Genomic DNA, 18,772 nt, shown 5'->3' with positions numbered 1-18,772 from the left:
GGGGGGGGGGCGGGCGCCCCCCCCCCCCCCCCCACGCCTGTGATCAGGGCCGCCGATCCCGCGCGAGGAGACCGTAGGCGGTGGCGACGAAGGCGTCGCGGGCGCGGAAGCGGCGGGTGCACAGCGCGACCAGCGCGGTGCCGGTGTCGGGCCGGAAGCCCAGGAAGGCCTGCTGGCCGAGGGTCGCCCCGCTGTGGAAGTACATCGGTCCGCCGTCCGTGGGGTGCCGGAACCACGCCACCGTGTGGACGTGCCGGTGGTCCAGCCCCCGCCGCAGCACGGGCGTGCGCACGGCCCGCAGGGCCCCGGCGAGCGGGGTGCCGGCCGGGTCGAGGTGGGCCTCCAGGAACGTCAGCAGGTCGTGCGGGGTGGCGCGGACGGCGCCCGCCGCCTCGAATCCGCCGGCGTCGAAGGCGAGCGTGGGCGTGCGCCCGTCCTTGGCGTGTCCCACGGCGTCGGCCTTGGCGTCCTCGGCCCGCAGGGCGACTCCGCTCAGGCCGAGCGGGCGCAGTACATGTGCGCCGAGCAGTTCCGCCCAGGGGGTGCCGGTCGCGGCGGCGAGGGCGTGACCGAGCACGGCCACGCCGAAGTTGGAGTACTGCCAGCGGGTGCCGGGCCGGCGTCGCGGGCGGTGGCGCAGGAAGGCGCCGGTCACCCGCTCGGCCGAGTAGCTGCCGTAGGGGTTGGTGCCCCAGGCGGGCAGCGCCCGCAGATAGAAGTCGGCGGGGAGAGTGGGCAGTCCGCCGGTGTGGGTGACGAGGTGGGCGAGGGTCACCGGGGCCGCGGCGGTCCGCCGGCCCGGCGCCAGGCAGGCGGCGGCCGGCTCGCCCCCGCTCAGCAGGCCGCGCTGGATGAGCTGGGCCAGCAGCAGCCCGGTGAACGTCTTGGACGCCGACCCGATCTCGTAGCGCAGGTCCTGCCGGGGCACCGGCGGATGGGGCGCGCTGCCGCCGCAGTGCAGGAAGCGGCGGCCGAAGCGCGACACGGCGAAGACGACGTCGGGCGCGTCGACCGCCTCCACCGCGGCGGCCAGCCGCTCGCGCAGCGGGGCGTCGCCGGCACCGCCGGGTGAGACGGCCCCGCGCTCCTCGTCGGCCTCGTCGTCGGTGCCCGGCCAGGGCGGTGTCCAGGCGGTCATGACGTGGCGTGGGTCAGTTCGGCGAGGGCGCGGGAGGTGGCCAGGACGGACGCGAACGCCGCGACCAGCGTCGGGTGGTAGACGATGTCGAACACCTCGTCCGGCTCGCCCTGTGGCATCGTCCGCACGGCGGGCATCGCGCCGTTGGGCTGCTGCGCGGCGGCGAAACCGGCCCACGCCCGCTCGTCCAGCGTGGGGCGGGGCAGACAGGCGTCGACGACGAGGAGTTCGCCGAGCAGGTCCCAGCGCTCCAGGTCCAGCCAGTCGTCGATCCAGACCGGCAGCCAGGTGGCGAGGTAGTCGGCGACGTCGGGCGGCAGGTTCTCGGGGTGCTCGCCCCAGTCGGTGAGGTGGAACACCGTGTGGGTGACGTCGTAGGCGATGTGCCCGCTGACCGTCCAGGGTTCGGGGGTGCGGGCCAGCCAGGTGGGGGCGACGAGGGCGGACTCCGGCGGGCGGGGCGTGAGGCCGAAGCGGCGCTGGAACGCGGCCAGTCCGAGACGCCGGGTGGGGTCCAGTTCGAGGGCCGACCAGCTCTCCAGCCGGTGGTAGAGGACGGTCGCGCGCTCCACCTCGGGCTCGCTGTAGCCGAGTTCCTTGTACGGCAGGTACACCTCGAAGGGGATGGGCGACATCGGCTCGATGCGCTGGCCGCGCACCAGCATGCGGCCGCCGTCCAGGGTGTGCCGCCAGGTGTGGTCGAGGAGCCGGCGTGCCAGGTCGGCCTGCCGGGATCCGGCGACGCCCTCGCGGAACAGCACCCGGCAGATCAGGGCCAGTTCGCCGACGGGCTTGAAGCGCTCCAGGAAGCCGATCTCGGGATCGACGTCGGGCTCCAGGCGAAATCCGTCGCGGTGGGCCCACAGCCACTCCAGGGCGCGGACGCCGACGGTGTGCATCAGACGGGTGTCGGTCATCCGGGCACTCCTTGTCCGCCGGTGCGGGTGTGCGTGCGGACCGCGTGCGATCCGTGGCCGTCGGGGTCTGCGTGGGCCTCGCCGGGGAGGCGCTTGACGGTCTGTGCCGCCGCGAAGGCGGCCATCAGGGTGGAGTGGTAGCAGCGCAGGAAGTCCGGCTCCGCGGTGCCGGCCGAGCCGGGATCCTCCTGCGGGAGCGCGCCGGAGTCGTACTGTGCCCGGGCGATCCGCCGCCAGGCGTCCTGGAACACCGCGAGCCGGGGCGGGGCCGGCAGGCTCGCGGCCACGACCAGCAACTCGCAGCTCAGATCCCACATTCCGGCGTCGAGGCAGGTGTCGAGCCAGGACGGCAGCCAGTGGGTGAGGTAGGCGGCCAGGTCCGCGGGGACGCCCTCGGGGTCGCGGCCCCAGTCGGTGAGGTGGAAGACGACGTGGGTGAGCGCGTACCCCGAGGAGCGCTCGAACGTCCACGGCTCGGGCAGTCCGCCCAGCCAGGTTTGTCGCAGCACCTGTCCGGACTCGTCCGGGCGGTCGATGCCGCTGCGCAGCTCGGCCTTGATGACGCCAAGCCGGCGGGTGGGTTCCTGTTCGGTGAGCCGCCAGCCCCGGGCGGCGGCCGTCGTGGCGGCGGCGGCCTCGTAACCGGGGTGCCGCAGCCCGGCCGCGGCGAAGACGGAGTAGACCTCCAGGGGGTAGGTCGCGAAGGGCTCCAACCGCTGGAGCCTTACGAAGAGTTCACCGCGGCCCGTCTGCTGCCAGGCGAACCTCAGCAGGTCCGAGGCGCACACGTGCAGCGGGTCCGACGGCTCCAGACCCGTGCGTACGCTGTGGCAGGTCTGGGCGAGCTCCCCGAGCGGTTTCCAGGTGGCGTCCACCTGGCCGTCCGCGGTGAGCGCGTCCTCGCCCAGGGCGAAGTCGCCGCGGTGCGCGGACAGCCACGCGAACGCCGCGGCGCCCATCTCCCGGATCTCGCCGACGCCGATCGCCGTCATACGAGCGCTCCGGCCGCCCGCACGACCCGGGCCGCCTGCACCTGAAGCGCCACCCTGGGGTCGGTTCCGCCCATCAACTCCACGAAGTCCAGACCGGTTTCGAGGCCGAGGGTGTCCGGTACCCCGTCGATCAGGGTCAGCCAGCGCCCGGCTCCGGCCGCCTGCTGCCAGTCCCTGCGGCGTACCGCCCGGACGAAGCCCCGGGCCAGGTCGACCGGACGGCGCCGGGCCGCGCGGGCCACGCCGCTGTCCTCGCCGGGAACGGCGAGCGGGGCGAGGACGGCGAGTTGGTGCGTCATCATCTGCCACGTCGCGTCCTCGAGCCAGCCCGCGTCGGGTTCGGTGTCCCCGGGGCCGACGGGCGGGCCGTCGGCGGGCATGCCGAGCCGCAGCAGGGTGCGGCGCATGGCCCAGTGGCTCCACTGGACCGTGGGTGCCGCGTCGGGTCTCGGCGGGAATGCCTCCACCGTCCTGCGGAAGACCGCAAGTACGTCCGGGGCGGGGGGAGTCGGGAAGAGAACGTGCGGAAGGAGCGCATCCGCGCCCAGCACCCGCACGGCCGCGAGGGTCAGCCCCGCCTCCACGTCGTCCATCGTCTCCGTGCCGGACATGCGCACGTGGTCTCCGCCCCGAAGGGCGGAGACCACGTCTGACGCAAGGTCCTGCACAGCGCCCTGCAAGAGGGCCGAAGTGCCTGACTGCTCCATTCAGTCGCTCCCGTTCGGTCCGCTCAGCCCTTCTTCGGGCGAGGGGTCGGTGGCGACAGCAGCAGCTTGGTGTCTGCGGAGAGCAGCGCCAGTGCGGCGCACTCGCGGCTGTCTCGGAAGACGCCGTCGGGTTCTGCGGGGTCGAGTGCCGCTTCGAGGTCGGTCCGAACGCCGGTGGTGTCCTGGATCGCCTTGTCAATGGAAGGCATATCACCATCTCCTCTGGGGTCAGCCATAGCCTCCACAACCAAGAGCACCACACAGTCACAAAGCGCGCATCTTTTCCCACAGTGCGCAATAAGTCGCGTGTTCAACATTCAGGACACCGTCGGCCGGGGCGGGATGACGGGTGCGATGACGCCTCTCCCCGGCCCGCGGGCCCGGTACCGGGAATTTCGAATCGAAGTCAACTGAACGACTGTCAGGAATCCGGGGCCGAGCGGGTTGGATTCGTTTTTACGGCGGCGGGTACGGATGAAGGCCAACTGTGGCCGTCAGTACGGGAATCAAGTGTTCACCCGCGTTACCGGCCAGTTTCTCGCAGATGGCCCGACGGTGGCCGGAGCCGGATCAAGTCCATGGCCTGATCAGGCGGGTTGGCGGGAAGGAACGCACGATGAGCGGTCGCGAGTTTCAACGAGGGCGTCTCGCGTTCCCGCCGACTTATCAACGCGTGTTGATTCCTCAGTAACCTCAAAAAAAGCTCAGGGATCCCTCGGTAAACGTGTAATGGGCGTTGGAGGCTCGCTAATCTCCGATTCGAAGGCAGAGCAGGTCACCGGCTGTCATCAGACGAGAGGTGCGCATGCGAAACCGTCCGCGGCTCGCCGTCCTACCCCCCACCGCCCCCCACGGTGTGCGTGCCGCGACCCCCCAGGGTCGCCCATGACCACCGTCCCCGCTTTCGTCCCCGCTCAACTCATAGGCCGGCAGGCCGTACTCGACACCCTCGACGGATTCCTCGACCGGCTGCGGGACGGTGTCTCGGACATCGCCGTCGTCACCGGCCCCGTCGGCTCCGGCCGCAGCGCCGTGCTCGAGAGGACCGTCGACCGCGCCCGGGCCGCCGGGCTCGCCGTCGGTGTGGCCCGCTGCTCACCGCGCGAGTCCCAGCTCCCCTACGGTGCCATCACCCAACTGCTGGGCACCCTGTGCCGGCCGTCCCGGATCGGTGCCCTCGCCTCCGGCATCGGCCCCACCAGCCGGCCCACCGACACCGTCGCCCGGATGAGCGACACGCTGCTGGAGCTGTCGGCGGGGCGGCCCGTGGTGCTGGCCGTCGACGATCTGCACCTCGCCGACCCGCACTCCCTGCGCCGGCTCGTGGACCTCATGCACCGCGCTCGCCGGGGTGCGGTCCTCGCCGTGGTCACCTCCCCGCTGCCCGTCCGGCAGATCCTGGAGGCGGCCGGGGCGCGGCTCTCGGCCCCCTGCCCGGTGCACACCCTGCGCCTCGAGGCGCTCACCACCGACGAGGCACGAGCCCTGATCGAGTCCCGCGTCGGCCACCCCGTACAGCGGTCCGTGCTCACGGTGGCCGGTGTCGCCGGCTGGTCCCCCGCCGTCCTGCACGCCGTGGCGGACCGGATCACGGCCCTCGGCCGCCCGTTGGCCACCGACGCCGTGCCGCAGCTCGTCGCCGCCGCCCGCACCACGTGGTCCGGCCGCGCCCTCACCACCGTGCGGGGGCTGCCCAAGAGCGGCGTCGCCCTGCTGCGTGCCACCGCCGTCGGCGGCCACCAGCTGGAGCCGGCCCGGCTCGCGGCCCTGGCCGGCCTCGACGCCACCGCGTTCGCGGACGCCGTGGACGCCCTGCGGGCCTGCGGGCTGCTCGCCGACACCGACACCCCCCGGCTGCGCCACCCCTGGTTCGCCGACGACGTCGTGGCGGGCATGACCGGTCCCGAGCGCGACCGCCTGCACCGGCGCGCTGCCTCGCTGCACGGCCAGGAGGGCTCCCGCGTCGGCACCGTCGCCGATCTGCTCGGCGACGTCACCGCGCTCGTACGGCCCTGGAACGCCTCGGACCTCAGCCCCGCCCCCCGTCCGCGGCAGGCCGCCGAACTCGCCACCGCGAGCCTGCGGCACTCGCTGTCCGAACCGGTGACGGAGACCGAACGTGCCCGGCGTCTGATCCGGCTGGCGGCCGCCGAGGCCGTCACCGCCCCGCAGGCCTCGGACGGCCGGCTCCGCCAGGTGATGCTGCGCCACCTGAGCCGCGAGACCTGGCCGCATGTGCTCAACGCGGCCGACCTGCTGCTCAGTCGCGGCGACGCGGAGACCGCCCGCTGGGTGATCGCCGACGTGCACCAGCGGGCCCTCACCAAGATCCCCGACGAGGAGCTGCATCCGCTGCGCGCCCTCGGCCGGCTCGCCCACAAGGAGAAGGGCGGCCTGCCGCTCGTCGCCCCGCCGCCCCTGCACTCCGACCGCGCCGGGCACCCGGCCCAGTCCGCCGTGCACGCCTGGACCCTCGCGACCCGCGGCGACGACCGGCCGCAGGCGCTCGAACTCGCCCGCGCGGCGCTGGACGAGCCCGCGTCCCTGCCGTTCATGTGCCGCACGGCGGCGGCACGGGCCCTGCTGTGCGCGGACGACGTACCGACCGCCCTGGACCGTCTCGACACCGTCGCCGCGGACGCCCGCCGCGACAACGCCCTCGCGGCGGCCGCCCAGGCGCTGCTCAGCCACGCCGAGGCGGAAGTGGCCCTCGGCCGGGGCGAGGAGGCGCTGCGCCGGCTGGCGGAGGCGACACGGGCCCTGCCGCCCGCCTCGTGGCACTGCCTGCTCGCACCCCGGCTCGCCGCCGCCGAGATCCTCGCGCTCATCCGCTGCGACCGCGTCGAGGAGGCCCGCCACGCCTCGGAACGCGCCCGCAGCCGGCCCGAGGTGCAGGGCGTCACCACGGCCTTCCTGCTGTACGCCCGTGCCGAGCTCGCCCTCATCGACGGGGACGCCGGCCGGGCCCTGCTGCTGCTCGAGGAGTGCGGCCGTGTGCTGCGCGCCAAGCGCTGGCGCAACCCCATGCTCGTCCCGTGGCGCGGCGTCGCGGCGGTCGCCCACCATCTCCTCGGCGCGTCCGCCACGGCGGACGAACTGCTCGTCAAGGAGCGGGAGCTCGCGGAGCGCTGGGGAACGGGGAGCGCCTTCGCGGCGCTGCGCGCCCGCACCCTCGAGGCGCTGGCACGGCACGGCGTGGAGATCCCCTGGGTGCCCGGACCGGACCGAGCCCCGGCCGTGCCGGTCGAGACCACCCCGGCGCCGGACGCGCTCACGTCCTCCGAGCGCGACGTGGCCGCCCTCGTCGTCGAGGGGCTGGCCAACCGTGAGATATCCCGGCGCCTGGGACTCGCCATCCGCACCGTCGAGCTGCGTCTCACGCACGTCTACCGCAAGCTCGGCGTCAAGGGGCGCGCCGCCCTCGTGGCCCACCTGCGGGCCCGGCAGGAGGACGGCTGATCCATGCTGCTGGAGCGCGAGAAGGAGCTGGCCGTCCTGGACGAGGCGGTGGCCCACGCCGAGGCCGGCACCGGGGTGCTCGTCCTCGTCGAGGGTGGTGCCGGCGCCGGCACCACGGCCCTGCTGAACCGGCTGGCGGACCGGGCGACGGCGGCCGGCGCCCTGGTCCTGCGCTCCACCGGCACCCCCGGCGAACGCGCCGTCGCCTTCGGGGTGCTGCGCCAGCTGGTGCTGCCGCTCGTCGCCGAACGCGACCTGCTCACCCCGCCGCTGGCCGCCGCACCGCCCATCGCCGCCGGCACCGGCCACCCGGCGCCGGGTGGCGAGAGCGGCGCCGCCGTCCGCGCCGACACGCTCCACTGGGTGCACATCCTGTTCGCCGGCCTGAGCGCCGAGCGGACGGTCGTCCTCGCCGTCGACGACCTGGCCTGGGTCGACGACACCTCCCTGGAGGCGCTCGCGCACCTCGCCGCCCGCCTCGACGGGCTGCGCCTGCTGCTGGCCGTGGTCCACAAGGACGGCCTGGGCGCGCGCAGTCCGCTCGTCGGCGAGATCACCGCCGCCGCCACCCACCGCGTCCGGGCCCGCCCCCTGTCGCACCGTGCCACGGCCGAGCTGGTCGCCCGCCAGTTCGGGCCGGGCTGCCCCGACGCGTTCGGCCGCGCCTGCCACGACGTCACCGGGGGCCGGCCCAAGGACCTGAGGGCGCTGTGCGATCGGGCCCGGCTCCGGCGGCTGGGCGCGCCTCACTGGCACACCCAGCGGCTGCGCGCGCTCGGCGAGTCCCTGCGCCGCGAGCGCCTGCTGTCCCTGCTGCGCCGCGAACCCGTCCTGGACGCCTTCCTCAAGGCCACGGCCGTCCTCGCCGACCAGGCCACCGACGAGCTCGTCGCGCGGCTCGCCGGGCTGAGCCTGCCGCAGTGCGAGCAGGCCCGCGAGACGCTCGCCCAGGTGTGGCCCCCGGCCGACGGCCAGGGCGAGGCGGCCCGCATCCGCGCGGCCTGCGCGGTGGTGCTGCAGGCCATGGGGGACGAGGAGAGCTCGCGCCGGCACCGGGAGGCGTCCGCCGTGCTCGACGCGTGCGGCGCCGGGCCGGAGGAGGTCGCCGTGCCGCTGCTGCACGTGGACCGGCTGGGCGACCCGTGGGAGATCCACCAGTTACGGGCCGCGGCGACCGCCGCCCGGCGCCGGGGCGCACCCGAGACGGCCGTGCGCTATCTCAGCCGTGCCCTCGTCGACGTACCCGCCGCGAGCCATGTCCGCGCCGAGTTGCTGTTCGAACTCGGGGTCACGGAACTGGACCTCAAGTCCCCGGTCGCGGGCCGCCACTTCGTGCAGGCCGCGCGGCTGATGCCCCGGCTGCGGCGGCGCGCCGAGGTGGTCTCCAGCACGCCGATGGACATCGTGCGCAGCGACCCCGAGGTCGCCGCCCTCGTCCGGGAGACGGCCGCCGGTCTCGGCACGCCGCGCGAGACCGACCGGCAGGGCGGATACCTCGCGATGCGGCTGGAGGCCAGGGCCCGCTACGCCGGCCTGGAGGACCCCGATCTGGTGACGTCGGCGGCGCACCGGCTGGACGAACTCGCCGAAAGCCGCCGAGGCGCCTCGGCGGCCGAACGCGAACTGCGCACCGTCCTGGTGTTCACGGCCGCCATGGGCGGACAGACCGACCACGGGACCGTGGCCCGGATGGCCCGGCAGGTCCTGGAGGAGGAGCCGGCGCACACGGCCCCCTCCGGGCTGGCGCTCGAACTGCTGCCTCCGGTCCTGTACTGCGCGGGCACCCCGCACATCGCCACGTCGTGGCTGGACGCCGCGCACCTGCACGCCGCGCAGGACGGCGGTGGCGCGACGCTGTCCCGGATCGAGGCCGTGCGGGGTCTCATCCAGCTGGCGCGGGGCGAAGTCGGTGCGGCCCGGGAGTGCGGGGACCGCGCGGTCGCGCTGAGCGAGGGCACGGCGGGCCGGGACAGGGTGCAGCCCGCGCTCCTCCTCGGCCTCATCGCACTCGAACTGGACGACGCCGAACTCGCACAACGTGTGCTCGACCCCGCCGAACCCCCCGCCGACCTGCGGCTGTTCGCACTGCACGGGGTGCTCAACGGCATGTTGGCGGAGGTACGCGGAGATCTGCCGGTGGCGCTCGCGCACTATCTGGACTGCGGGCGTGTCCTGGAGCGCGCCGGCTGGGTGAATCCGGCGTTCGCCCACTGGCAGGTGCGGGCCGCGCTGGTCCAGCACCGGATGGGCCGGACCGCGCAGGCCGTCGCGATGGCGCGCACCCATCACGGACACGCCGTCCGCTGGGGAGCCCCGAGCGCCCTGAGCCGCGCGCTGCGCCTGCTGGGGGTCGTCACCGACGGCGCGGCGGGTGTCGAATTGCTGCGGCAGGCCGTCGACACGGTCGAAACGCGGGGCAGCCGCCTGGAGTCGGCCCACGCCCTCGTCGCATTGGGCAGGCGCCTTCAACGGGAGTCGGTCCCGGAGGGCGAGGGGTTACTCAGGCGTGGCCGCCGGCTTGCCGCCGAATTGCTGAACACACCGGCCGACACCGGGCGGGGAGCCCCGGCCCGTCCGGCGCGCGCGCTCGCGGCGGGACTCACCCCGGCCGAGACGAGGGTGGCGGAACGCGCGGCGCGCGGTCTCAGCAATAGGGAGATCGCGGAGGAACTCGAAACGAGCCTGCGGGCCGTGGAAAGACACCTCACCAGCTCCTACCGCAAATTCTCTATTACCGGCCGGGAACAACTCGCCGAGGCCCTGGGAATGGACGAAAACCGGTAGTCCGCCCAGGACGCCCCGCACCCATGCACACCGAACTGCGAAGAGTTTTGTTCATTGTGTTCACGGCATACGGGCGGCGCAAAGTCCGCACATTTTTCACGACCTTCGCGGCCGCACACTCGGCCGACCTGTCCGGGTGACCGCGCACCCACTCTGACGTGGGAAGATATCGACCTGGGCGCCTGCCGCAGGTGAACATTCGCGGGTTACCGAACGGTACTCGGAAAGCCACCGCAAGCGGGACCGCAATGCGCACCGAACCCCCGCCCGCAGGCACCGCAGTCTTAGCCGTAAATAGGGCCCACGTAACCCGGTATGCCTTGACATGTATTTTCATTCGATGGCAATGTCGTGAGTGAAGGAACACTCCCCGCTGCGGGATGCACCACAGGTCATGAGCGCTGAGAGAGAGTGGCCCACCCCCCATGAAGAACGCAGGCCTAACCTCCGCAGAGATCCTCCCCGACGCACCGCGGAACTGGTCGCCGGAACCGTATCGCGACAGCTATCTTGCGCTTTTCGAGCAGTCCATCGTCTGCATCGCGAACCTTGATCTGGAATTCCGGATAATGGAGGCCAACCGCTCCTTCGCCCGCCAATTCGATTGGAGCCCCGGGCAGGGTACGGGAAAGGACTTCTGTGACCTCCTGCACCCCAGTGTGCAGGGCAAGCTGAAGAACGAGCTGATCCGGCTGGCGGACGGTCAGAGCCCGCGCTTCGCCGACCACTTGGTGGCGGTGGGCGCGCGGGACTCCGTGTTCCGCGGAGAGATGACCGGAATCGCCGTACGAACCGGAGTCGGCCGGGTCGACCGCATCCTGGTGCTGGTCGATCCGGAGGAATCCGCCAACGGTCCGCAGATCGCCAACGCACGGCGCAAACTGTTCAGTCCGATGCACGCCCGCATTCTGGAAGGTGTGGCGTCGGGTGAGTCGACCGTCCAGCTCGCCACAAAACTCTTTCTCAGCCGCGGCGGAGTGGAATACCACGTCTCCTCGCTGCTGCGGAAGATGAAGGTGACCAATCGGCCGGCGCTGATATCGAAGAGCTATTCCCTGGGTGTCTTCGCCGTCGGTCAGTGGCCGCCGCGGGTGCGCCCGGAGTTCGTGTCCGACTGACACGCCGTCATTCGATGGCTTCGAAGGCCCCACCGTTCCCCGCGGTGGGGCCTTCGGATTTTCGCGTCGGGCCTCCCGGTGCTCAGACCCCGGCCGCGCGCGCGGCGGCGAGTTCCGTGTCGATCTCGGCGTACACCTCGTTCAGATGCCCGGTGAGGAAGAAGTGGCCGCCGGAGAAGACCCCCACCCGGAACGCACCCTCGGTGTGGTCCCCCCAGGCCTCCGCCTCTTCCAGGGTCGTGCGCGGGTCGGCGTCGCCGGTGAGGGCGGTCAGCGGGGCGCGCACCCGGCGTCCGGGCGGGCAACTGTAGGTCTCGATGGCGCGGTAGTCGCCGCGGATCGCGGGCAGCGCCATCCGCATCAGCTCGTCGTCGCCGAACACGGCCGCGTCGGTGCCGTTCAGCAGCCGCAGCTCGGTGATCACGCCCGCGTCGTCCTTCTGGTGGACCCGCTCGTCCCGGTGGGAGGACGGGGCGCGCCGCCCCGAGGCGATGACCGCGCGCGGGGGGTTGACGCCGGCCTCCTCCAGCCGAAGGGCTGTCTCGAAGGCGAGGACCGCGCCCATGCTGTGGCCGAAGAACACCGTGGGCTTCTCGCTCAGCCCGCGGATCTCCTCGCTCAGCAGATCCGCGAGCTTCCCGATGTCCTCGACGCACGGTTCCGTACGCCGGTCCTGGCGCCCCGGGTACTGAAGGGCGACGACGTCGACCTCGGGGGCGAAGCGCACCGACACCGGGTGGAAGAAGCTGGCCGAGCCGCCGGCGTGCGGGAAGCAGACGAGCCGTACGGGGCTGCCGGCCGAGGGATGGTAGCGGCGAATCCACGCCGTGGTGGCGTCGTCGGCGATACGCGACATGGGCGTCCCTTTCCAGAGGCTTTCGTCGGTGCGGGGCGGGGCCGGCCCGCCGTCACCGCTCATTCAACGCAACGCGCGACCCGCAAAACCCTAAACTTCCGGGCCGGGTCAGCCGACGGGTCTGCGTTCGGCCGCCAGCACCGCGGCCAGTTCGCCGCGTCCTCGGATGCCGAGCTTGCGGTACACGCTCGTGAGGTGGAACTCCACGGTGCGCTGGGTGAGGAACAGGGCCTCGGCGATCTCACGGTTGGTGGCGCCGGCGACGGCCCGCTCGGCGACCTGGCGTTCGCTTCCGCTGAGGGCGTCGGTGGGTGACTCGGTGCCCCGGCGCAGCCGGCCGCCGGCCGCGCCGAGGGCGGGCACCGCCTGGTCGAGGAGCAGCCGGTCGCCGCAGAGCACGGCGATGTCGATGGAGCGGCGCAGCCGTTCGCGCGCGCTCTCGGCGTCGCCGCGCTCCAGCAGCCGCAGGCCGAGCAGGTACTCGGCGCGCGCGTGCTCCAGCCGGCCGGGGCTGTCGTCGAGGAGCCGGGCGGCCTCGGTCAGTTCGTCGATGCCGCTGTCGCCGGGAGTGAGGACACCCCGGGCGAGGGCCAGCATGCCGCGCGCCCGGGAGGTGCCCCAGCGCCGTACGGCCGGGGTCACGCGGTCCACGACGTCGCGTCCCTCGCCGTGCCGGCCCAGTTCGGCGAGCAGTTGCGCGGCGTCGTACCACCAGGGGGCGAGGACGGGGTTGCCGATGCCCGCCTCGGCGAGGCTGTCTCCGCACCGCACGAGGTGGCCGAGCGCGCCTTCCAGGTCGCCGAGGGCGGCACGGGTGCGGGCCCGGCTCATCATGTAGGTGTGCGACTCCAGCGCGAACTGGTCCAGGCGGGGCCGCCGGATCAGGTCGAGCACCTCTTCGGCGCGGCGGGCGTCGCCGCGCAGCACGAGGACGTCGGCGAGGGTGCAGTGCGGGCCGACGGCGCTCTTCACATGCAGGTCGCGGTGGACGAGATCGAAGGCGAGCTGCGCGTCCGCCAGCGCCTGCGCGATGTTGCCGGTCCACATGTGCACCTGGGCGCGGGTCGTGGAGGCGAGGGCGCTGTTCCAGGCCTGGCCCCGTCTCTGCGCGTGCTCCAGCAGGGCGGTGAGCACGGCCTCGACGGGCTTGACCTCGTCGGCGAGGTAGAGGGTGAGGCTGGCGCCGAGGGCACCCCAGCCGCCCAGCGAGACGTCCCCGACCCGCAGGACCCGCTCGGCCATCGGGATGAGCTCGGCGGCGGGGCGGCCCTCCAGGGTGCCGAGCGCGCACAGCATGCCGAGCAGCAGCCGGTCCTCGGCGGTTTCGCCGAGCGGCGCCGCTCGGTGGCGGAACCGCTCGCTGACGCGGCGCACGGTGGACTTCTCGTCCAGCCCGGAGACCAGGGCCATCGCCTCGACAAGGGTGCGCAGCGCCTGTTCCTCGGCGGAGTCGCCGAGTTCGGCCTCGACCATGGGCAGGGTCTCGCCGACCAGCTCGAAGGCGCGCAGCGAGTTCTGGGCGCCGAGCGAGGTGATGACGTACTGCAGGACGAGGCGGCAGCGCAGCCGCGGGTCGGTGGCGAGGGACAGCGCGTGTTCCAAGCGGCTGAGCGCGGTGGGGTGGTCGGAGTGGGCGAGGACCCGGGCGGAGGCGGTCAGCAGCTCGATGTCGTCGAGGTCGTGCCGCAGCGCGCGGGAGAGGTACTGGCCGGCGGTGGCGGGGGCGCCGCGCTGCTCGGCGCCGAGGGCGGCGGAGCGCAGGACGGTGACCATCCAGGCCTCGGGCACCTCGGGCAGGTGCATCAGCTGGGCGGCGACCTGGTCGGAGGGACGCCCGGAGTCGTTGAGCAGGCGGGCGGCGCGTTCGCGCAGCGCGAGGCGCTCCTCGGGCGGCGTCGCGTCGAGGACGGCCTGCCGCATGAGGTCGTGGCGGTAGGCGAGGGAGTCGGGGCGCAGCAGTCCGGCGGCGCGCAGGGCGTCGACGGCGCCCGCGGCGGGGCCTGGGGTGGTGCCGGCGAGGGCGGCGACGGGTTCGATGGCGTCGGACTCCAGGATCGCGAGCGCCTTCGCGACCGCGAGCCGGTCGGGGCCCAGCCGGTCGAGGTGGAAGCGGGCGACGGCACCCTGTCCGAGGCCGTCGCGCAGCGCGTCGGCGTCGAGTCCGCCGGCCGGGGCGTGTTCGCGCAGTTCGCGGACGACGAGCTGGACCAGGAAGGGGGTACCGCCGGTGAGTTCCATGCAGCGTCCGACGACGGACGCGTCCGGGGTGACGGCGAGGGCCGCGGCGAGCATGGCGCGTACGGCGTCGTCGGTGAGCGGCTCGACGTCGACGGTGAGGCAGGAGGCGGTGTCGGCCATCTCGTCGAGCACGTCGGGGCGTGCGGGCTCGACCTCGGTGCGCAGGGTGAGGAGCAGGGAGACGGGCAGGCCCTCGGCCCGGCGCAGCAGGAAGCCGAGCCAGCGCAGCGACGCCTCGTCACACCACTGGAGGTCGTCGACGGCGAGGATCAGGGGCCGTTCGGCGGCGAGGGACGCGGTGAGCCAGTACAGGCCGTGCATGACGCCGTACATGTCGGCGGCCACGCCGTCGGGTGTGCCGTCCGTCGTGAGGGCCGGCAGGGCGAGGGCGGCGCTGCCGGCGAGGGGGGTGCCACCGGCGAGCAGGGGGTGGTGTGCGGGGTCGCCTTCGGTGAGGCCGAGCGGGGCGAACAGGGCGCGCACGGCCTCGTAGGCGGCGCCGCCGCTCTCCTGGCACTTGACGGTGAGGACGCGGGAGTCGGCATCCAGTTCGGCGAGCGCCGCGGACAGCAGCCGGGTCTTCCCGATGCCGGCGGCGCCGCGCAGCAGGACCGCGCGCCCGTCGCCCGAGCCGTGCAAGTGCTCGCGGATCAGGGCGAGTTCCAGCTCTCGGCCGACGAGGACGGGCTCGTCCTCCGCCTTCGGGTCGGGAGTTAAGACCACCGCTCCTCCTGTAACTGCCCCGCCACGCAGAGGAGTTGGCGGAATGCACGAATCGAACAACTCGTTCTTGTTTGATCATACGCATCACAAGGGGCCCTCCTGGGTCGTGCGCGATCCCGTCGCGAGCGCTTTGCACCGACTTCCGGGCGTTCCCTATCGCCAACACGCAACCGCTTTCCCCCGCCGGGCCGCCGGTCAGCGGGTCCGCGTCGGCGCTCCGGTCCGCTACGGGCCGGGTCCGTCGCGGAGAAGGTGAGGAGGGCTCATCTTCAAATGTGGCGCACTCCACACAGCTGAGCGCCGCGCCGACCCCGTCAACTCTCGGGAATTCGTGGGTGACCGAACGGCACTCTCGGCCCCATGCCACACACACCGGAGTTACCCGCGCTGGACACCGACTCCCGTCCCGTCCTGGCTCCCAGCCCGCTGCGTGCGCTGCGGGACGAGGCCGGCGTCTGCCGCGTGCGGACGCCGGCCGGCGACGAGGCATGGCTCGTCACCCGGCACGCCGAGACGAAGGCGCTCCTGCACGACGAGCGGCTGGGCCGCTTCCACCCCACGCCCGCGGCGGCTCCCAAATACGTCGACAACCCGCTCGTGGAGATGCTGATCGTCGACGACGCCGACGCCGCGCGGGAGATGCACCGACAGGTCCGCGCCCTGCTCGGCCCGCAGTTCGCGGCGCGCCGTATGCAGGCCCTGCGGCCACGGGTGGCCGGCGTGGCGCGGGCGCTCGCCGGGGACTTCGCGGGCTTCGGGCAACCCGCCGATCTGCACCGGCACTTCGCGCTGCCGTACTCGCTGAGCATCCTGCACGAGCTGATCGGCGTGCCCGCCGGGGAGCGCGAGCGCGCTGGCCGGCTGCTCGCCGACATCGGCCGGGTCGGGACGGACGGGGCGGCCGCGCCGGGCCCGGGCCCGCTGTTCGCGCTGTTCGGCGCGCTCGCCGAGGCCAAGCGGACCGAACCGCGGGACGACGCGCTGTCCCGGCTCGTCGCCGCCGGCGTTCCCACCGGGCAGGCCGCCGCGCTCGCCGCGACGCTGCTGATGGCGGGCCTGGAGAGCGTGGCGAGCTTCATCACCCTGGGCGTCGTCCTGCTCACCCGCCACCCGGAGCGGCCGCGGACGGCGCTCACCGAGCCGGACGAGATGGCGGCGCTGGTCGAAGAGGTCCTGCGCAACGGCAAGCAGTCCGGTTCGGTCCTGCCCCGCTACGCCGCCGCGGACATCGACATCAGCGGGGTGACGATCCGGGCCGGCGACCTGGTGCTGCTGGACTTCGCGCTGGCCAACCACGACGAACGGGTCTTCGAGCAGGCCGGGGACTTCGATCCGGGCCGCACCCCCAACCCCCACCTGTCGTTCGGGCACGGGATCTGGCACTGCCTGGGCGCCTCGCTCGCCCGGATCGAGCTGGCGGAGGCGTTCGGCGCGCTGTTCGGGCGCATGCCCCGGCTGCGTCCGGCGATCGCGCACGAGCGGCTCGTCACCAGCGCCGGGCGGCTGGTCGGCGGGCCCGCCGAGCTGCCCGTGCGGTGGTAGCGGGGCCGCAGACCTGCCCGTGCGGTGGTAGCGGGGCCGCAGCGGCAAGGACCGCGATCGTGTGCCGAAGCTTCGGAACGCGTTCCAGGACTAGGGATTTGCCCGCCGCATGCGGCCCATCCTTCGTCTCGCACCGGAGTCCCGATGTCCCGGTGCACCTCCCGGTGAGAGGGGACGCCACGTGACAGCGACAGACATGAGGGACGACGCCGCACGGCAGGTCGACTTCCCGTTCCGCCGGCCCGGCGAACCCTTCCCGCCGCCCGGGTACGCCGAGATACGCGAGCGGGACGGCCTGGTGTGGTCGATGATGCCGGGCGGCCAGCGGGTCTGGCTGCTGACCCGCTTCGAGGACGTACGGGAGGCCCTGCTCCACCCGTCACTCAGCTCGGACTCCCGCAACGAGGGGTTCCCCACGCCGGGACGCACGGGCGGACCGCCCGCGCAGACCCAGATCCCCGGCTGGTTCGCCACCCTCGACCCGCCCGAGCACGACCGCTACCGCAAGATCCTGATGCAGGACTTCACCGCACGGCGGATGAAGGAACTGCGCCCGCGGATCCAGCAGGTCGTCGAGGAGTGCGCGGAGTCGCTGGCCGCCAAGGGCGGCAACGCCGACCTGGTCGCCGACTACGCCGTGCCCATTCCGTCGCTGGTGATCTGCGAGCTGCTGGGGGTGCCCAACGCCGACCGGGCGTTCTTCGAGTCCCGTATCGCCCTGCTGGTCACCCTCGCCGCCACCGACGAGGAACGGGACAGGGCGACGACCGAACTCCTGCGTTACCTGGGCCGGATGGTCACCATCAAGCGGCACCGGCCCGGCGACGACCTGATCAGCACCATGATCGCCTCCGGGGAGCTGGCGCCGATGGAGGTCGGCGGAGCGGCGCTGCTGCTGCTCATCGCAGGCCAGGAGACCACCGCCAACAACATCGCCCTGGGCGCGGTCCCGCTCATGACGCATCCGGAGTGGATCGGCGACCCGGGGATCGTGGACGAGTTGCTGCGGTTCTACTCCGTCGCCGATCTGGTGCCGCTGCGGGTGGCCGTCGCGGACCTGGAGCTCGGCGGCCAGTTCATCCGGGCCGGCGAGGGCGTGGCACCGCTGGTGGCCGCCGCCAACTTCGACGAGGGCAAGTTCGCCTGCCCGCACGCCTTCGACCCGGGCCGCTCGGCGCAGGGCCACGTCGCCTTCGGGCACGGCCGGCACAAGTGCCTGGGCCAGCATCTCGTGCGCGTCGAGATGGAACTCGCCTACCGCGTCCTGTTCGAACGGCTCCCCGGCATCCGACTCGACTGTGCCGTCGAGGACCTGCGCCACAAGGACGACGGCGTGCTCTACGGGCTCGCCGAGCTGCCGGTGCGCTGGTGACCGCCCCGCTGCCCGGCCGCGGCACCGGCCGGACCCGACAGAACCAGGATTCCGCATGCCCGCAGATCTGACCCGGCTTCCCGCCACGGCCCCCCTGTCCGAGCTCACCGCCGTCCTGGAACGCGACGGGGGTGCGATCGTCGAGGACCTCGTCGACGAGACGACCCTGAAGGGTCTGTGGGAAGACCTCGGTCCCGCTCTCGACGCCACCGGCTACGGCGACAGTTCCTTCACCGGCCAGCGCACCAAGCGGCTCAGTTCGCTGTTCGCCCGCTCCCGGCACATGGAGCGGATCGCGCTCGACCCGCTGTATCTGGGCGCCGCCCGGGACCTGATCGAGCGGCCGTCCACGAACTGGTTCGGCCACACGCGTGCCGATCTCGCCCCGAACGTCCAGGTCAGCATCACCCAGGTGATCCAGATCTGGCCCGGCGAGACCGCGCAGCCGCCGCACCGCGACGACGTCGCGCACCTGCTGCCCAGCCCCGGCCCGACGAACCGGGTGCAGATCATGCTGGCGATGAGCGAGTTCACCGAGGAGAACGGGGCGACGATCGTCTACCCGGGCAGCCACTTGTGGGAGGCCGAGCGCGCGCCGCGCCCGGAGGAGGCGGTGCAGGCGGAGATGGACCCGGGGTCCTGTCTGATCTGGGTGGGCGGCCTCTTCCACGGCGGCGGCCCGAACCTCGCCGACGACGCCCGCACGGGCCTCACGCTGGCGCTGGTGCGGGGCAATCTGCGCCAGGAGGAGAACCAGTACCTGGCCGTGCCGAAGGAGACCGTGCGCGCGTATCCGGAGGAACTCCAGCGGCTGCTGGGCTGGGGCCTGTGTCCGCCGTTCCTCGGCTGGTACGAGCAGGAGGACCCGATCCGGCTGCTCGACGAATAGCCCGGAGCCCGCACTCTCCGGCCCGCACCCCGAAGGC

13 protein-coding genes are annotated in these 18,772 nt (G+C 73.3%); 6 read left to right on the top strand and 7 right to left on the bottom strand.

Features of this window, described 5'->3' with window-relative positions:
* Positions 1–43: 43 nt before the first annotated feature.
* Genes ACIRD7_RS06570 through ACIRD7_RS06550 form a run of 5 tightly spaced genes read right to left on the bottom strand, consistent with a single transcriptional unit; the run spans position 44 to position 3,963 of the window.
* Positions 44–1,138 carry a serine hydrolase domain-containing protein gene (locus ACIRD7_RS06570; protein ID WP_403450554.1) on the bottom strand — a complete coding sequence of 365 codons (1,095 nt, stop codon included), beginning with the start codon at positions 1,136–1,138 and terminating at the stop codon, positions 44–46.
* Positions 1,135–2,055, bottom strand: coding sequence for a DUF6895 family protein (locus tag ACIRD7_RS06565; RefSeq protein ID WP_403450551.1), 921 nt, complete (start codon positions 2,053–2,055; stop codon positions 1,135–1,137). The genes ACIRD7_RS06570 and ACIRD7_RS06565 overlap by 4 nt, the downstream gene beginning before the upstream one ends.
* Positions 2,052–3,047: a DUF6895 family protein gene (locus ACIRD7_RS06560; protein WP_403450549.1), complete on the bottom strand. Its 996-nt coding sequence runs from the start codon at positions 3,045–3,047 to the stop codon at positions 2,052–2,054. Before ACIRD7_RS06560 ends, ACIRD7_RS06565 begins: the two co-directional genes overlap by 4 nt.
* Positions 3,044–3,754 carry a hypothetical protein gene (locus tag ACIRD7_RS06555; protein ID WP_403450546.1) on the bottom strand — a complete coding sequence of 237 codons (711 nt, stop codon included), beginning with the start codon at positions 3,752–3,754 and terminating at the stop codon, positions 3,044–3,046. The genes ACIRD7_RS06560 and ACIRD7_RS06555 overlap by 4 nt, the downstream gene beginning before the upstream one ends.
* 23 nt (positions 3,755–3,777) lie before the next feature.
* Positions 3,778–3,963 (bottom strand): hypothetical protein, encoded by a 186-nt coding sequence (locus tag ACIRD7_RS06550; RefSeq protein WP_194048999.1) that lies wholly within the window; start codon positions 3,961–3,963, stop codon positions 3,778–3,780.
* A 676-nt stretch (positions 3,964–4,639) separates the two neighbouring features.
* On the opposite strand from ACIRD7_RS06550, the gene ACIRD7_RS06545 reads away from it, so the two are divergent.
* From ACIRD7_RS06545 to ACIRD7_RS06535, 3 genes are all read left to right on the top strand, one after another.
* Positions 4,640–7,213, top strand: a complete 2,574-nt coding sequence (locus ACIRD7_RS06545) for an AAA family ATPase (RefSeq protein ID WP_403450544.1) — start codon at positions 4,640–4,642, stop codon at positions 7,211–7,213.
* A gap of 3 nt (positions 7,214–7,216) precedes the next feature.
* Complete coding sequence (locus ACIRD7_RS06540) at positions 7,217–9,997, top strand: AAA family ATPase (protein ID WP_403450541.1); 2,781 nt, start codon at positions 7,217–7,219, stop codon at positions 9,995–9,997.
* Positions 9,998–10,422: 425 nt separating this feature from the next.
* Positions 10,423–11,115 carry a LuxR C-terminal-related transcriptional regulator gene (locus ACIRD7_RS06535; protein WP_403450538.1) on the top strand — a complete coding sequence of 231 codons (693 nt, stop codon included), beginning with the start codon at positions 10,423–10,425 and terminating at the stop codon, positions 11,113–11,115.
* Positions 11,116–11,197: 82 nt separating this feature from the next.
* Here ACIRD7_RS06535 and ACIRD7_RS06530 read toward each other — a convergent pair whose 3' ends face one another.
* Entirely contained in the window at positions 11,198–11,971 is a 774-nt protein-coding gene (locus tag ACIRD7_RS06530; protein WP_403450535.1) for a thioesterase II family protein, read from the bottom strand.
* 108 nt (positions 11,972–12,079) lie between these two features.
* Positions 12,080–14,932 (bottom strand): ATP-binding protein, encoded by a 2,853-nt coding sequence (locus ACIRD7_RS06525; RefSeq protein ID WP_403450533.1) that lies wholly within the window; start codon positions 14,930–14,932, stop codon positions 12,080–12,082.
* A 360-nt stretch (positions 14,933–15,292) separates the two neighbouring features.
* On the opposite strand from ACIRD7_RS06525, the gene ACIRD7_RS06520 reads away from it, so the two are divergent.
* The 3 genes from ACIRD7_RS06520 (at position 15,293) to ACIRD7_RS06510 (ending at position 18,735) form a co-directional block, all read left to right on the top strand.
* Positions 15,293–16,474: a cytochrome P450 gene (locus tag ACIRD7_RS06520; RefSeq protein WP_403450531.1), complete on the top strand. Its 1,182-nt coding sequence runs from the start codon at positions 15,293–15,295 to the stop codon at positions 16,472–16,474.
* A 181-nt stretch (positions 16,475–16,655) separates the two neighbouring features.
* Positions 16,656–17,846: a cytochrome P450 gene (locus ACIRD7_RS06515; RefSeq protein ID WP_403450529.1), complete on the top strand. Its 1,191-nt coding sequence runs from the start codon at positions 16,656–16,658 to the stop codon at positions 17,844–17,846.
* A gap of 55 nt (positions 17,847–17,901) precedes the next feature.
* Positions 17,902–18,735: a phytanoyl-CoA dioxygenase family protein gene (locus ACIRD7_RS06510; RefSeq protein ID WP_403450526.1), complete on the top strand. Its 834-nt coding sequence runs from the start codon at positions 17,902–17,904 to the stop codon at positions 18,733–18,735.
* Positions 18,736–18,772: the final 37 nt, after the last annotated feature.

It is taken from the genome of Streptomyces sp. NPDC093568, assembly GCF_044764945.1.
Lineage (GTDB): Bacteria > Actinomycetota > Actinomycetes > Streptomycetales > Streptomycetaceae > Streptomyces.
The sequence above is the reverse complement of the archived record's forward strand: the minus strand, read 5'-3'. Positions and strand labels throughout refer to the sequence as shown.

Excerpts from the sequence above, each read along its gene's own strand:
- ACIRD7_RS06570 (WP_403450554.1), bottom strand. The coding sequence starts at position 1,138 with ATGACCGCCTGGACACCGCCCTGGCCGGGCACCGACGACGAGGCCGAC.
- ACIRD7_RS06565 (WP_403450551.1), bottom strand. The coding sequence starts at position 2,055 with ATGACCGACACCCGTCTGATGCACACCGTCGGCGTCCGCGCCCTGGAG.
- ACIRD7_RS06560 (WP_403450549.1), bottom strand. The coding sequence starts at position 3,047 with ATGACGGCGATCGGCGTCGGCGAGATCCGGGAGATGGGCGCCGCGGCG.
- ACIRD7_RS06555 (WP_403450546.1), bottom strand. The coding sequence starts at position 3,754 with ATGGAGCAGTCAGGCACTTCGGCCCTCTTGCAGGGCGCTGTGCAGGAC.
- ACIRD7_RS06550 (WP_194048999.1), bottom strand. The coding sequence starts at position 3,963 with ATGCCTTCCATTGACAAGGCGATCCAGGACACCACCGGCGTTCGGACC.
- ACIRD7_RS06545 (WP_403450544.1), top strand. The coding sequence starts at position 4,640 with ATGACCACCGTCCCCGCTTTCGTCCCCGCTCAACTCATAGGCCGGCAG.
- ACIRD7_RS06540 (WP_403450541.1), top strand. The coding sequence starts at position 7,217 with ATGCTGCTGGAGCGCGAGAAGGAGCTGGCCGTCCTGGACGAGGCGGTG.
- ACIRD7_RS06535 (WP_403450538.1), top strand. The coding sequence starts at position 10,423 with ATGAAGAACGCAGGCCTAACCTCCGCAGAGATCCTCCCCGACGCACCG.
- ACIRD7_RS06530 (WP_403450535.1), bottom strand. The coding sequence starts at position 11,971 with ATGTCGCGTATCGCCGACGACGCCACCACGGCGTGGATTCGCCGCTAC.
- ACIRD7_RS06520 (WP_403450531.1), top strand. The coding sequence starts at position 15,293 with ATGCCACACACACCGGAGTTACCCGCGCTGGACACCGACTCCCGTCCC.
- ACIRD7_RS06510 (WP_403450526.1), top strand. The coding sequence starts at position 17,902 with ATGCCCGCAGATCTGACCCGGCTTCCCGCCACGGCCCCCCTGTCCGAG.